We start from the raw sequence: 15,234 nt of genomic DNA on the forward strand, positions 1-15,234 counted from the left end.
TAATGCCCAGCCGAGACGGGGAAAAGTTCTTGCCGGACGGCGCTCCGCTTCGATGCGCAGCTCAATCCGGGTCTGTCCGCACTCTCGTGCTGGACCAGTCAACCCTTCCCCTCGGACTGCTTCGCCGCTTGCGGCCCCTCTCGGGTCGTGCGCGGCACATGTGTGAACGCGGCCGGGCCTTCCGGGCCTTGCCGCAGAGGAGAATGGCATGGATCGCAATGAAAAGACCGAGGTCGTTTCCGCGCTTCACGAATCTCTGAAGGAAATGGGCGTGGTCGTCGTGACCCGCAATCTGGGCCTTAGCGTGGCCCAGTCGACCCAGCTCCGTCAGAAGATGCGCGATGCGGGTGCGACCTACAAGGTAACGAAGAACCGCCTTGCCAAGATCGCCATCAAGGACACCGATTATGCCAGCATCGAAGAGATGCTGGTTGGACCGGTGGGCCTGGCGACGTCTTCCGATCCGGTTGCGGCTGCAAAGGTCGCGATCGATTTCGCCAAGACGAACGACAAGCTGGAGATCGTCGGCGGCGCCATGGGCACTACGCTCTTGGACGCCAATGGCATCAAGGCGCTGGCTTCGATGCCGTCGCTCGACCAGATGCGCGCAACGCTGATCGGCCTCATTCAGGCCCCGGCGACCAAGCTCGCAGTCGTCACCAAGGAACCGGCCGCGCAGCTCGCGCGCGTCTTCAACGCTTATGCCACCAAGGACGCTGCCTGATCTTCAGGCCGCCTCCCCCGGCAGACAGTTGCAATCAATTGACTTGGGCCAGACCCGGCCCCGCTAGAAAATGGAGTGAATTACATGGCTGATATCAACTCGCTCGTCGACCAGCTCTCCGCGCTGACCGTTCTCGAAGCTGCCGAGCTGTCGAAGGCTCTCGAAGAGAAGTGGGGCGTTTCCGCTGCTGCCGCAGTCGCGGTTGCTGCGCCCGCCGGTGGCGCCGGTGGCGATGCCCCCGCTGCTGAAGAGAAGACCGAGTTCGACGTGATCCTCGTCAACGACGGTGGCAAGAAGATCAACGTCATCAAGGAAGTCCGCGCCATCACCGGTCTCGGCCTGACGGAAGCCAAGGCGCTCGTCGAAGGCGCGCCGAAGGCTGTGAAGGAAGGCGTGAACAAGGCGGAATCCGAAGAGCTGAAGAAGAAGCTCGAGGAAGCCGGCGCGACCGTCGAGATCAAGTAAGCTTGATGGGAGGGGAGCGGCCCAGCCGTTCCCGCCCGACAAAAAGTAGCGCGTCCGGAGCGATCCGGGCGCGCTTCTTTTTTGCGTTTGAGGGATCGTCGCGTGGATCAGGCGTGATCGATGGCGCCCCAATGCCGATCAACGGCGTGTGGCAGCCTCGGCCTTCATCGCCTCGATGGCTTCGCGCAGCGTCGGGTAGCGCGCCCTGTCGCCTTCCTCCCGGGCAGCGGAGCGCTCGGCCCGTCCATAGTCGGTCAGGGCCAGCGGCCCCTGCCGCCCGCGCATCCCGAGCCGCCAGAAGAGCAGACTGGCCAGCAGCACCAGGCCGGCGATGAAGCCGATCTGCTGCCACGGCGCGGAGAGATATTGCGCCAGACCGAGGCCCTCGGCCTTGCCCTGCGTGCGCTGCAAGGTGGGCCCCGCCGGCCCGGCGCCCATCGGCACTGCTGACAGCGCGATCGGCACGGGTGGCCCATCCGCACTATTCATGGCAGGCGCCCCGGCCACGCTCTCATTGGCCGCCGCGACATCCTGCGCCAGGGCCACCGCCTTTGTACCAGAGTCCAGCAACTCCGGGCGCGCCGTGCGCACATCCTCATAGGAGCGCGCCAAGGGATCGCGGCTCTCCGGGCGATAGGCTGGCAATTCGCTCACCGGCCGCGCGAGGCGGTCGCGCGACTCCGGCCGCGCGGAGGGCTGCGTCAGACGGTCCCGGCTCTCGGGCCGCACCTCATTGGCGATCAGCATCGGCGCCCGCACCTGATTATCCTGCCCGAAAGCAGGCGGGAGCAGCAGGCTGGTCAGCTTCTGGAGATCGAGAAGGCTGGAGCTTGCCCGGGCAAACGCAGTTTCCGCTTGCCCTGCCGCCGGACTCACGGCGAGAAGGCAGGCGAGCGACGCCATCCCTGGAAAGACAACAGGCAATCTCATTATGACCCCACCGACCCATTTCGGGACAGACTGCGATCAGCATATCGTCGCGCCAATGTAAAGCGTGAGGGACACAAGGCGCCCTGTGCCGCCCGATCCTTGCGCCGACACGTGCGGCCTGCGCCAGCCGATTATCGAAGGGACACATCATCATGGCCGAGACGTCTTCTCTGACCACGACGAACAATGACGATCTCAAAGCGCTGGTGCGGACCATCCCGGATTATCCGATTCCCGGCATCCAGTTTCGCGACGTTTCGACCCTGTTGCTGGATGGCGAGGGCTTTCGGGCGACGATCGACCGGATCGCGGCAATGGTCGATCCGGCGCAGATCGACCTCATCGCCGGCATCGAGGCGCGCGGGTTCATCGTCGCGGCCGGCCTTTCCTACAAGCTCGGCAAGGGCAAGCTGATGCTGCGTAAGTCCGGCAAGCTGCCCGGCGCGACGGTCGGCATTGATTATGCGCTCGAATATGGCACCGACCGGATCGAGATGCATCAGGGCGCCGTGCGGCCGGGGCAACGGGTGCTGCTGGTGGACGATCTGCTGGCGACCGGCGGGACCGCGCTCGCCGGCGCTGCCCTGCTGCGGGGCGAAGGTGCCATTGTCGATCAGGCGGCGTTCGTCATCGACCTGCCCGAGCTGGGCGGTGCGGCGCGCCTCAGGGACGTGGGCATCACGCCTCTCTCCCTCATCACCTTTGAAGGGCATTGAACCGCATGCGCATCCTGATGCTCGCCGCCCTGCCCGAGGAGGCCGATGCCTTTCTGCCGGATGCCGGGGACAGGCTGGACGGCGACTGGCCGCTGGTGCGCCGCGTCGACACCGGGCGCCATCGGATTCACATCGCGACGACCGGCATCGGCAAGGTCAACATCGCCGCGGCCGCCGCGCGGCTGCACGCGCTCCACGAAGCGAATATGCTGATGATCCTCGGGACGGCCGGCAAGCTGAGCGCCCTCGCCGGCGATTGCTTCTGGCTCGCCCGCGCGGTCCAGCATGATTATGGCGCGCGTCGCCCGGATGCCTTCGTGCACTATCCCGCTGGCGCCTGGCCAATGGGGCCGGCCAATGTCACGCCTTATGCGGCCATGCCCGATCCCGGCAGCGCCCTGCCCCATGCTTGCATCGCCAGCGGTGACGCATTCATCGAGGATGGCGCCTACGCCGCCCATCTCGTTGCTGCGCTGGAGGCCGACATCGTCGACATGGAAACCGGCGCGCTCGCCCAATATGCCGCCCAGTGTGGGCTCCCCTGGGGCGGCATCAAGGCGACGACGGACGATGCCAATCCCGACAGTGCCGGGGATTTCCACGCCAACCTCCGCGCCGCTTCCCGCCGGGCCGGGCTTGCCATGGAACGGGTGCTCGACCTGCTTTGACCTCGCCGGACAACACGCTAGATTGCACCCACTGCATCGCCCCAACACAGAGAGACATGATGGCTCATTTTGCTGCTTCCCCCCTCCTCCTCGCCGCCACCGGCTTCTGTCTGGCCTTGCAGGGCTGCGGCGCCAAGGCCCCGGCGGGGCCGATGCCCACGCCCGAGCCCTTCGCCGAGGCGATCCTTTATGATGGCCAGGGCAACCGCACCGGTGTCGCGACGCTGGTGCCGGAAGACGGTCATATGCGCGGCAGCGTGGAGGTGACACGCGGGCTGACGCCGGGCGCGCACGGGATGCACATTCACGCCATCGGCAAATGCACCCTGCCCGATTTCGTATCGGCCGGCGGCCACCTCAACCCCGAAAGCAAGCAGCACGGCACCGAGAACCCGCAAGGCCCCCATGCCGGGGACCTGCCCATGGTGACCGCTGACGCGCGCGGCGCTGCCAAGGTAACGTTCATGGCGCACACCAACATGGCGACCCTGCTGGACGACGATGGCGCGGCGCTGGTGATCCACGCCGACGCCGACGACATGCGCACCGACCCCACGGGCAACAGCGGCGGCCGGGTGATGTGCGGCGTGTTCTACCGCAAGGAATCCTGATCGCGGATCTGGGTTCGTCTCCGACCGGCACCGCAAAGGCATTGCAGCGCGCCGCAACCCCCTTGCAATGCCGCGCGATGGCCTTATATCGCTGGTCATTCGGATTGGTCGGGCATCTGCCCGCCAGTCGCCTGCCGTTACCCGGGCAAGCATGACGCGTTGCGCACGACATGCATCACATATGGGGTGACAGCGAGGTTCATATGACGCTCAAGTGCGGATCGGACAGCCCCGGCCCGCACTTTTTTGCGTGCTCGCAGCCCTCGAATTGAGGTGCGCAGACGCAGCAAAAGGCTGAATTTTCGCTGCAATGCGAAAAATATTATCGGGACCACAACACGCAGGAAGGTCAGGTATCTCTGGCATGGCAACCAAGGCTCTCCCCATCAAGCCCGGCGAAAGCGCCACCAAGCGCATCCGCAAGGTATTCGGCAACATCCACGAGGTCGTGGAAATGCCGAACCTCATCGAGGTTCAGCGCGAAAGCTATGAGCAGTTCCTGCGGTCCAATCCCGCAATCGGCTATGTGTCCGGCCTTGAGAAGACGCTGCGCAGCGTCTTCCCGATCCGCGACTTTGCCGGCACGGCCGAGCTGGACTTCGTCCACTATGAGCTGGAAGATCCCAAGTACGACACCGAGGAATGCCGTCAGCGCGGCATCACCTATGCCGCGCCGATGCGCGTCACGCTCCGCCTGATCGTCTTCGAAGTCGATCAGGACACCGAGACCCGCTCGGTTCTCGATATCAAGGAGCAGGATGTCTACATGGGCGACATGCCGCTCATGACCGGCAACGGCACCTTCATCGTCAATGGTACAGAGCGCGTCATCGTGTCCCAGATGCACCGCTCGCCGGGCGTCCTGTTCGACCATGACCGTGGCAAGACCCACTCCTCCGGCAAGTATCTCTTCGCCGCTCGCGTGATCCCGTATCGCGGTTCCTGGCTGGACTTCGAGTTCGACGCCAAGGACATCGTGAACGTGCGTATCGACCGCAAGCGCAAGCTGCCGGTCACTGCCCTGCTCTTCGCGCTTGGCCTGAACAGCGAGGAAATCCTCGGCGAGTTCTACAACAAGGTCACCTATGTACGCGGCGAGAATGGCTGGCAGATCCCCTATACGGCGGACGCCTGGCGCGGCCTCAAGCCCACCTTCGACATCATCGACGCCAAGACCGGCGAAGTGGTGTTCGCAGCCGGGCAGAAGATCAGCCCGCGTGCGGCGCTCAAGGCCGCGAAGGACGGCCTGGAAGCGCTCGTGATTCCGACCGAGGAAGTCTATGGCCGCTACAGCGCCTATGACCTGATCAACGAGAGCACCGGCGAGATCTACATCGAAGCCGGCGACGAGGTCTCGCCCGAGAACCTCGCCAAGCTGGATGCGGCCGGTATCGACCGCCTCGAACTGCTCGACATCGACCATGTGAACACAGGTCCGTGGATCCGCAACACGCTCAAGGTCGACAAGGCCGAAGACCGCGACCACGCGCTTTCCGACATCTACCGCGTCATGCGCCCCGGCGAGCCGCCGACGCGCGAGACCGCCGAAGCCCTGTTCGAAGGCCTGTTCTTCGACGGCGAGCGCTATGACCTCTCGGCCGTGGGCCGCGTGAAGCTGAACATGCGCCTTGGCCTCGACGCCGAGGACACCATCACGACGCTGCGCCGCGAGGACATCCTCGCCGTGGTCAAGGAGCTGGTGAACCTCAAGGACGGCAAGGGCGAGATCGACGACATCGACAATCTCGGCAACCGCCGCGTGCGTTCGGTAGGTGAGCTGCTGGAGAACCAGTATCGCGTCGGCCTGCTCCGCATGGAGCGCGCCGTGAAGGAGCGCATGTCCAGCGTCGACGTCTCGACGGTGATGCCGAACGACCTCATCAACGCCAAGCCCGCTGTGGCGGCGGTGCGCGAGTTCTTCGGCTCCTCGCAGCTCTCGCAGTTCATGGACCAGACCAACCCGCTCTCCGAAATCACGCACAAGCGTCGCGTTTCGGCCTTGGGCCCGGGTGGTCTCACCCGTGAGCGCGCCGGCTTCGAGGTCCGCGACGTTCACCCGACCCATTATGGCCGCATCTGCCCGATTGAGACGCCGGAAGGCCCGAACATCGGCCTGATCAACTCGCTGGCGAGCTTCTCGCGCGTCAACAAGTACGGCTTCATCGAGACGCCCTATCGCAAGGTCATCGACAATAAGGTGACGGACGAGGTCGTGTATCTCTCCGCCATGGAAGAGGCCAAGCACACGATCGCGCAGGCCAACGCCGAAGTGAACCCGGACGGCACCTTCGCCGAGGATCTCATCTCCGCCCGTGAGGCCGGCGAGTTCCTGATGGCGCCGCGCGACCACATCACGCTGATGGACGTCAGCCCCAAGCAGCTTGTTTCGGTTGCCGCATCGCTCATTCCCTTCCTGGAAAACGATGACGCCAACCGCGCGCTCATGGGATCGAACATGCAGCGTCAGGCCGTGCCGCTCGTGCAGGCCGAGGCGCCGTTCGTCGGCACCGGTATGGAAGAGACGGTTGCGCGTGACTCCGGCGCCGCCATCGCGGCCAAGCGCTCGGGCATCGTCGATCAGGTGGACGCCACCCGCATCGTGATCCGCGCCACCGAAGAGATCGAGGCCGGCAAGTCGGGCGTCGACATCTACACGCTGATGAAGTTCCAGCGCTCCAACCAGGATACCTGCATCAACCAGCGTCCGCTGGTGAAGGTGGGCGAGCATGTGAAGGCCGGCGACGTGATCGCCGACGGTCCCTCGACCGAGCTGGGCGAACTGGCCCTGGGCCGCAACAGCCTCGTCGCGTTCATGCCCTGGAATGGCTACAACTACGAGGACTCCATCCTGATCTCCGAGCGGATCGTGAAGGACGACGTCTTCACCTCGATCCACATCGAGGAGTTCGAGGTGATGGCCCGCGACACCAAGCTCGGGCCGGAAGACATCACCCGCGACATCCCCAACGTCGGCGAGGAAGCCCTGCGCAACCTCGACGAGGCGGGCATTGTCTACATCGGCGCCGAGGTGGAGCCTGGCGATATTCTCGTCGGCAAGATCACGCCCAAGGGTGAAAGCCCGATGACGCCGGAAGAGAAGCTCCTCCGCGCCATCTTCGGTGAGAAGGCCAGCGACGTGCGCGACACCTCGCTCCGTCTGCCCCCGGGCGTTGCCGGCACGATCGTCGAAGTGCGCGTGTTCAACCGGCACGGCATCGACAAGGACGAGCGTGCGATGGCCATCGAGCGCGAGGAAATCGACCGTCTCGCCAAGGACCGCGAGGACGAGCGCGCGATCCTCAATCGCGCAACCTTCAACCGCCTGCGCGAGATGTTGATCGGCCAGACGGCCACGGCAGCGCCCAAGGGCGTCAAGAAGGGCGTCGACATCACCGAGGAGCTGCTTTCCGAGGTTGAGCGTCACGAGTGGTGGAAGTTCGCGGTTGCGGACGATGCCCGCCAGTCTCAGCTCGAAGCGGTCAAGACGCAGTATGACGAGGCCGTGAAGGTTATCGTCGAGAAGTTCGAGGACCGCGTCGAGAAGCTGCAGCGCGGCGACGAGCTGCCCCCGGGCGTGCTCAAGATGGTCAAGGTCTTCGTTGCGGTGAAGCGCAAGCTGCAGCCGGGCGACAAGATGGCCGGCCGTCACGGCAACAAGGGCGTCATCTCGCGCATCCTGCCGGTCGAGGACATGCCGTTCCTGGAGGATGGCACCCCGGTCGACATCGTGCTCAACCCGCTGGGCGTGCCGTCGCGCATGAACGTCGGGCAAATCTTCGAGACGCACCTTGGTTGGGCCGCCCGCGGTCTCGGCCAGCAGATCAAGCATGCCCTGCGCGACTGGCGCGAGGCCAACCCGAACGCGACCGGCGGTGAAATGCCGGAAGCGGTGAAGGAGCGCCTGCTGACCGTCTATGGCGAGGATTATGCGGACGAGATCAAGTCCCGCTCGGCTGAGCAGGTCATCGAGCTTGCTTCCAACCTCGTGACCGGCGTTCCGATCGCGACACCGGTGTTCGACGGTGCGCGTGAAGCCGACGTTTCGGCCATGCTGCAGCTGGCAGGGCTCGATACGTCGGGCCAGTCCACGCTCTATGACGGCCGGACCGGTGACGCGTTCGATCGCAAGGTGACGGTGGGCATCATCTACATGCTCAAGCTGCATCACCTTGTGGACGACAAGATCCACGCCCGTTCCATCGGCCCCTACAGCCTCGTCACCCAGCAGCCGCTGGGTGGTAAGGCCCAGTTCGGTGGTCAGCGCTTCGGTGAGATGGAGGTCTGGGCACTGCAGGCTTATGGTGCAGCCTACACGCTGCAGGAAATGCTCACGGTCAAGTCCGACGACGTGGTCGGCCGTACCAAGGTCTATGAGGCGATCGTCAAGGGTGACGACACCTTCGAGGCCGGCATTCCGGAAAGCTTCAACGTGCTCGTGAAGGAAATGCGCTCGCTCGGCCTCAATGTTGAGCTGGCGGCGCTGGAAGACCTCTCCGACAGCGATGGCGACGACGAACTGCCCGAGGCGGCGGAATAACGGGAAAACGGGCGCTGCTCGCGCGGCGCCCCTCCCCTTCGCCCCTTTACGAACTTCAGCCCTCTGCAGGGAATTGAGACATGAACGAACTGACCACCTTCGCCAATCCGATGGCCAAGCCGGAAACCTTCGACCAGATCCAGATCGGCATTGCATCGCCTGAGCGCATCCGCAGCTGGTCCTTCGGCGAGATCAAGAAGCCGGAGACGATCAACTATCGCACGTTCAAGCCCGAGCGTGACGGCCTCTTCTGCGCGCGCATCTTCGGCCCGATCAAGGATTATGAGTGCCTGTGCGGCAAGTACAAGCGCATGAAGTACAAGGGCATCGTCTGCGAAAAGTGCGGCGTGGAAGTGACCGTTTCCAAGGTCCGCCGCGAGCGCATGGGCCATATCGAGCTGGCCGCGCCGGTTGCCCACATCTGGTTCCTGAAGTCGCTGCCTTCGCGCATCGGCCTGCTGCTCGACATGCAGCTCAAGCAGCTTGAGCGCGTCCTCTACTTCGAGAGCTACATCGTCATCGAGCCGGGCCTCACGCCACTGGAGAAGTATCAGCTTCTCAACGAGGACGAGCTGGTCGAGGCGCAGGACGAGTATGGCGAAGACGCCTTCTCCGCCGGTATCGGCGCCGAGGCGGTCAAGCAGATGCTCATGGACCTCGATCTCGAGGGCGAGCAGAAGGCACTGATGGAAGAGCTGGCGACGACCAAGTCGGAGCTGAAGCCCAAGAAGATCATCAAGCGCCTCAAGGTCGTGGAAAGCTTCATCGATTCCGGCAACCGCCCGGAATGGATGATCCTCGACGTCGTGCCGGTCATTCCGCCGGAACTGCGCCCGCTGGTGCCGCTGGATGGCGGCCGCTTCGCGACCTCGGACCTCAACGATCTCTATCGTCGCGTCATCAACCGTAACAACCGCCTGAAGCGCCTGATGGAGCTGCGTGCGCCGGACATCATCGTCCGCAACGAAAAGCGCATGCTGCAGGAAGCCGTTGACGCCCTGTTCGACAACGGCCGTCGTGGCCGCGTCATCACCGGCGCCAACAAGCGTCCGCTCAAGTCGCTCTCCGACATGCTCAAGGGCAAGCAGGGCCGCTTCCGCCAGAACCTGCTCGGCAAGCGCGTCGACTATTCCGGCCGTTCGGTCATCGTGACCGGTCCGGAGCTCAAGCTGCACCAGTGCGGTCTGCCCAAGAAGATGGCGCTCGAGCTGTTCAAGCCGTTCATCTACGCCCGTCTCGACGCCAAGGGTCTCTCCATGACCCTCAAGCAGGCGAAGAAGTGGGTCGAGAAGGAGCGCAAGGAAGTCTGGGACATCCTCGATGAGGTGATCCGCGAGCACCCTGTGCTGCTGAACCGCGCTCCGACGCTCCACCGCCTCGGCATTCAGGCGTTCGAGCCCGTGCTGATCGAGGGCAAGGCCATCCAGCTTCACCCGCTGGTCTGCGCCGCGTTCAACGCCGACTTCGACGGTGACCAGATGGCCGTCCACGTTCCGTTGAGCCTTGAGGCCCAGTTGGAAGCGCGCGTGTTGATGATGTCCACCAACAACATCCTCTCGCCCGCCAACGGCAAGCCGATCATCGTGCCCTCGCAGGACATGGTACTGGGTATCTATTATCTGTCGATGGAACTGGCCGGCGAGCCGGGCGAAGGCATGATCCTCGCCGACATGCAGGAGGTCCACCAGGCCCTCTTCGCCAAGGCGGTGACGCTGCACAGCAAGATCATCAGCCGCGTGCCGCAGACGGACGAGAATGGCGAGACCTACATGCGCCGCGTGGAAACCACGCCGGGCCGTATGCTGATCGGCGAGTGCCTCCCCAAGAGCCACAAGGTGCCGTTCGACGCCGTCAACCGCCTGCTCACCAAGAAGGACGTGGGCGACGTGATCGACGAGGTCTATCGTCACACCGGCCAGAAGGACACGGTGCTGTTTGCCGACGCCATCATGGCGCTGGGCTTCCGCCACGCGTTCCAGGCGGGCATCTCGTTCGGCAAGGACGACATGATCATTCCGGACAGCAAGGTGGCTCTGGTCGATGAGACCAAGGCGCTGGTGGCCGACTATGAGCAGCAGTATCAGGACGGCCTGATCACCCAGCAGGAAAAGTACAACAAGGTGATCGACGCCTGGTCGGGCTGCGGTGACCGTGTGGCCAACGCCATGATGGACGAGATTCGCTCGATGCCGCAGGATCCCGATACGGGCCGCCTGAAGCCGATCAACTCGATCTACATGATGAGCCACTCGGGTGCCCGTGGTTCCCCGGCGCAGATGAAGCAGCTGGCCGGCATGCGCGGCCTGATGGCCAAGCCGTCGGGCGAGATCATCGAGACGCCGATCATCTCGAACTTCAAGGAAGGTCTGACCGTTCTTGAATATTTCAACTCGACGCACGGCGCCCGTAAGGGTCTGGCCGACACGGCGCTCAAGACGGCGAACTCGGGTTACCTGACCCGCCGTCTGGTCGACGTGAGCCAGGACTGCACCATCGTCGAGGTGGATTGCGGCACGCAGAAGGCGCTGGAGATGAAGGCCATCATCCAGGGCGGCAGCGTGATCGCATCGCTCGGCGAGCGCGTGCTCGGCCGCACCACGGCCGAGGACATTGTGGACAGCAAGGATGGCTCGGTCATCGTCCCCGAGGGCGAGCTGCTGGACGAGGCGATGGTCGCGAAGATCGAGGCCATCGGCGTTCAGGCGGTCAAGATCCGTTCGCCGCTGATCTGCGAATCCAAGATGGGCGTGTGCGCCAAGTGCTACGGGCGTGATCTCGCCCGCGGTACGCCGGTGAACATCGGTGAGGCTGTCGGCGTGATCGCCGCCCAGTCGATCGGTGAGCCGGGCACGCAGCTGACGATGCGGACCTTCCACATCGGCGGTGCCGCCCAGCTCAACGAGCAGTCCAACCTCGAGGCCGTCTCCGACGGTTCGATCGAGCTGCGCGACATGCCGACCATCACGGACAAGCACGGCCGTAACCTGTCGCTGGCCCGCAATGGCGAACTGGCGATCATCGACGATGAAGGCCGCGAGCGTGCGGTCCATCGCCTGCCTTATGGTGCCGCCATCCTGTTCAAGCATGGCGCCAAGGTGAAGCAGGGCGACCGCATCGCCGAGTGGGATCCGTTCACGCAGCCGGTGATCACCGAGAAGCCGGGTATCGTGAAGTATCAGGACCTGATCGACGGCAAGACGCTGACCGAACAGGCGGACGAGGCCACCGGCATCACGCAGCGCGTGGTGACCGAATATCGTGCCCCGTCCCGCTCCAAGGACGATCTGCGTCCGCGCCTGACCCTGCTGGACGATGCCTCCGGCGAGGCAGCGCGTTACCTCCTGGCACCGGGCGCAACGCTCTCGGTCGAGGATGGTGCGCAGGTGCAGGCCGGTGACGTGCTGGCCCGTGTCTCCCGCGAGGCTGCCAAGACCCGCGACATCACGGGCGGTCTGCCGCGCGTGGCGGAGCTGTTCGAGGCGCGCAAGCCCAAGGACAATGCGATCATCGCACGGGTCTCGGGCCGCGTTCAGTTCCTCAAGGACTATAAGGCCAAGCGCAAGATCGCGATCCTCCCCGAGGATGGCGGCGAGCCGGTCGAGTATCTGATCCCCAAGAGCAAGGTGATCGACGTTCAGGAAGGCGACTACGTGAAGCGTGGCGACAACCTGATCGGCGGTTCGCCCGATCCCCACGACATTCTCGAAGTGCTCGGCATCGAGCCGCTTTCGGAATATATGGTCGCGGAGATCCAGGAGGTCTATCGACTGCAGGGCGTGAAGATCAACGACAAGCACATCGAGGTGATCGTTCGCCAGATGCTGCAGAAGGTTGAGATCACCGACGGCGGCGACACCACGCTGCTGGCAGGCGAGCAGGTCGATCGCGAGGAAATGGACGAAGTGAACGCCCGCCTCGCGCCCGGCCAGCAGCCGGCGTTCGGCAAGCCCGTGCTCCTCGGCATCACCAAGGCGTCGCTGCAGACCCGCAGCTTCATCTCGGCTGCCTCCTTCCAGGAAACGACCCGCGTCCTCACCGAGGCGGCCGTTCAGGGCAAGAAGGACACGCTGATCGGCCTCAAGGAGAATGTGATCGTCGGGCGTCTGATCCCGGCCGGCACCGGCTCCTCGATGAACCGGATGCGGATCGCCGCGAACAGCCGCGATGCTGCGCTCCGCGCCGCCATGCGGGCCGCCAACGAGGTTCACCTCGTCGCGCCGCAGACGGCCGCCGAAGAGCATGAGGCCGAGCTGCGCCAGCCCGTGGAAGCCGCCATCGGCGACGATCCGCTCGGCAAGGTGCAGGGTGAGGACTTCACCACCGAGGACATGAACTAAGCATCAGGTCTTTTCGGGAAGCGAATAGAGAGGCCCGCCGGAGCGATCCGGCGGGCCTTTTGCTTGGATGTCCGGCGCGATATCCTGTGGCATCGACTCCCCTGGCCGCAGGACATATGATGCTGAAACTGAGGCTCTGCTGCCTTGCCCTAACCTTCGGCGCCCTCACCCTCTCCGCTAGTGGCGCGCTGGGCCAGACCAATCCCTATCAGGAGGATGCCCGCGCGCTGCCGGGGATCATCGCGGAAACCTATGCCTATCCCGAGCGCCTTGCAGGCGGCGAATATCGCCTGCCCTCCCGGCTCCAGGCGGAAGCCGAGGCGGTGCGCGATGAGGATGGCCTCATCCGCCTTGCAGAACGCGCCCTCATGGTTCTCGCCGACCATCATGCAATCACGGGGGCCTCCTTCTCCAACAGCTGGGCGGTTTTCCCAAGCTATGGCGACCTGTGGATCGAGCGGCGCGGCGCTGGCTATCGTATTGAGCAGGTCCGGGCCGGCAGCCCGGCGGAACAGGCCGGTGTGCAAGCCGGAGACGAGCTGATCGCCATTGCCGGGACGCCTGTACAGGCAGCGGTCGACGCGTTCTGGACTGACCTCGGCATCGCGCCGGGCGAAGGCGATGCCGGCTATGCCGCGCGCGTACTCGCGGCGGGCCGTCGCGACCGGCCGCGACAGCTGACCGTGAAGGCGGGCGGCAGGTCACCACGCACGGTCGAACTGCCCAATCTGTACGCCCTCAAGCCTCAGGACATGCCGCCGCTTTCGGTCGCGGAGGACGCCCGCGGCGCGGCGATCATCCGTTTCCACGATTCCCTCGGTCGCGATGACACGATCCCAGCCTTCGATACGGCCATGGCAGCGCTGACGCCGGGCAAGCCGATCATCCTCGACCTGACCGACACAGCCAGCGGCGGCAATACCACGGTGGCGCGGGCGATCATGGGCTGGTTCGTCACCCAGCCCACCGCCTATCAAATTCACAACCTGCCCGTCGAACAGCGCGAGACAGGCATTGCGCGGCAGTGGATCGAGCAGGTGCTGCCACGGGCGGGGAAGCACCATGCCGGCCCCCTCAGTGTGCGGGTGTCACGCTGGACCGGGAGCATGGGCGAAGGCCTGGCGATTGGCCTGCATGCCATAGGCGCGCGCGTGCAAGGCAGCAGGATGGCAGGGCTCCTGGGCGCGATCTACGATCATGCGTTGCCCAAATCCGGCGTGATCATCAAATTGCCGACCGAGCGCCTGTACGCTGTCGATGGAACGCCGAGGGAAGCTTTCCAGCCCGAGCCGGTCTCGATGGATACAGCGCGCTGACGGTCAGCATGATGGGCGCGCGGCCAGGCCTCCGTCGGCGCTCCTGACAAAGAAAAAGGCCCCGGAAACCGGAGCCTTCCTCTGAACCCTTTGGTGAAACCGCTCAGTTCTTCTTGAGCGTAAGGCCACCGAAGCGCTTGTTGAACTGGGCAACACGGCCGCCCTGATCGAGCTGGCGCTGACCGCCGGTCCATGCCGGGTGCGACGTCGGATCGATTTCCAGCGTCATCGTGTCGCCTTCCTTGCCCCAGGTCGAGCGGGTCTGGAAGCTGGTCCCGTCCGTCATCTGCACGGTGATGAGATGATATTCGGGATGCGTGTCTTTTTTCATGTGTCGGCTCCTGAAATGACCGGTTTCCGACCGGTCCGGGGCGTTAGGGAAGCGCGGCCCTTAGCGGGAAAGGGCCGGCTTGGCAAGGCTCTGCGGGGTTTGTGTCCCGCTCAGTCCTTCGGCGGATCGGCGATCATCGCGACGCAATTTGTTTCTGCGCACAATTTGCCGTCGATGCTGGCCTTGCCGGAGAATTTGCAGACCGAACCGCGCAGCTGCGTGAACTCGACATGGAGGTCCAGCAGATGCCCCGGCTCGACAGGCGCACGGAACTTCGCGCCCTCAATGGTCATGAAATAAACGAGCTTGCCCGTGCCGGCGAGCCCGAGAGACTCGACGGCGAGGATGCCGGCAGCCTGGGCCATCGCCTCGACGATGAGCACGCCCGGCATGATCGGACGCCCGGGGAAATGCCCCTGGAAGAACTGCTCGTTCATCGACACGGCCTTGACCGCGTGGATCGAGGTCTTGGGAACCATCGAGACCACACGGTCGACCAGCAGCAACGGGTAACGATGCGGCAAGGCTGCCAGCACGCCACGGATATCGAGACCGCCGCTCTGTTCAGCCCCTGCGCTTTCCGCTTCGCTCATCGTTGA

At 64.5% G+C, this 15,234-nt stretch carries 11 protein-coding genes; 8 read left to right on the plus strand and 3 right to left on the minus strand.

Going from position 1 to position 15,234, the window contains the following annotated elements:
• The first annotated feature begins 208 nt into the window (after positions 1–208).
• Together rplJ and rplL are read left to right on the plus strand one after the other, a co-directional pair.
• Complete coding sequence (gene rplJ / locus M2333_RS06290; protein WP_181559473.1) at positions 209–724, plus strand: 50S ribosomal protein L10; 516 nt, start codon at positions 209–211, stop codon at positions 722–724.
• A gap of 84 nt (positions 725–808) precedes the next feature.
• On the plus strand, positions 809–1,189 hold the full coding sequence (gene rplL / locus M2333_RS06295) for a 50S ribosomal protein L7/L12 (RefSeq protein WP_181559472.1): 381 nt from the start codon (positions 809–811) through the stop codon (positions 1,187–1,189).
• A gap of 138 nt (positions 1,190–1,327) precedes the next feature.
• On the opposite strand, the gene M2333_RS06300 is transcribed toward rplL, so the two are convergent.
• Positions 1,328–2,092 carry a hypothetical protein gene (locus tag M2333_RS06300; protein WP_264611196.1) on the minus strand — a complete coding sequence of 255 codons (765 nt, stop codon included), beginning with the start codon at positions 2,090–2,092 and terminating at the stop codon, positions 1,328–1,330.
• Positions 2,093–2,271: 179 nt separating this feature from the next.
• On the opposite strand from M2333_RS06300, the gene M2333_RS06305 reads away from it, so the two are divergent.
• The 6 genes from M2333_RS06305 (at position 2,272) to M2333_RS06330 (ending at position 14,304) form a co-directional block, all read left to right on the plus strand.
• Entirely contained in the window at positions 2,272–2,835 is a 564-nt protein-coding gene (locus tag M2333_RS06305) for an adenine phosphoribosyltransferase (RefSeq protein ID WP_264611197.1), read from the plus strand.
• A 5-nt stretch (positions 2,836–2,840) separates the two neighbouring features.
• Entirely contained in the window at positions 2,841–3,503 is a 663-nt protein-coding gene (locus tag M2333_RS06310) for a purine phosphorylase (protein WP_264611198.1), read from the plus strand.
• 56 nt (positions 3,504–3,559) lie between these two features.
• Positions 3,560–4,114, plus strand: a complete 555-nt coding sequence (locus M2333_RS06315) for a superoxide dismutase family protein (RefSeq protein WP_264578734.1) — start codon at positions 3,560–3,562, stop codon at positions 4,112–4,114.
• A gap of 364 nt (positions 4,115–4,478) precedes the next feature.
• On the plus strand, positions 4,479–8,651 hold the full coding sequence (rpoB, locus tag M2333_RS06320) for a DNA-directed RNA polymerase subunit beta (protein ID WP_181559467.1): 4,173 nt from the start codon (positions 4,479–4,481) through the stop codon (positions 8,649–8,651).
• A gap of 80 nt (positions 8,652–8,731) precedes the next feature.
• Positions 8,732–12,988, plus strand: coding sequence for a DNA-directed RNA polymerase subunit beta' (gene rpoC / locus M2333_RS06325; protein WP_181559466.1), 4,257 nt, complete (start codon positions 8,732–8,734; stop codon positions 12,986–12,988).
• Positions 12,989–13,107: 119 nt separating this feature from the next.
• On the plus strand, positions 13,108–14,304 hold the full coding sequence (locus M2333_RS06330) for a S41 family peptidase (protein ID WP_264611199.1): 1,197 nt from the start codon (positions 13,108–13,110) through the stop codon (positions 14,302–14,304).
• A gap of 103 nt (positions 14,305–14,407) precedes the next feature.
• Here the strand turns inward: M2333_RS06330 and rpmE are convergent, their stop codons facing one another.
• Both rpmE and fabZ read right to left on the minus strand, forming a co-directional pair.
• The gene (gene rpmE / locus M2333_RS06335) at positions 14,408–14,635 is read right to left on the minus strand and encodes a 50S ribosomal protein L31 (RefSeq protein WP_181559464.1); all 228 of its coding nucleotides are present in this window, start codon (positions 14,633–14,635) and stop codon (positions 14,408–14,410) included.
• A 110-nt stretch (positions 14,636–14,745) separates the two neighbouring features.
• The gene (gene fabZ, locus M2333_RS06340) at positions 14,746–15,228 is read right to left on the minus strand and encodes a 3-hydroxyacyl-ACP dehydratase FabZ (RefSeq protein ID WP_264611200.1); all 483 of its coding nucleotides are present in this window, start codon (positions 15,226–15,228) and stop codon (positions 14,746–14,748) included.
• Positions 15,229–15,234 lie beyond the last annotated feature (6 nt).

This window comes from Sphingobium sp. B11D3B (assembly GCF_025961735.1).
Taxonomy (GTDB): Bacteria; Pseudomonadota; Alphaproteobacteria; order Sphingomonadales; family Sphingomonadaceae; genus Sphingobium.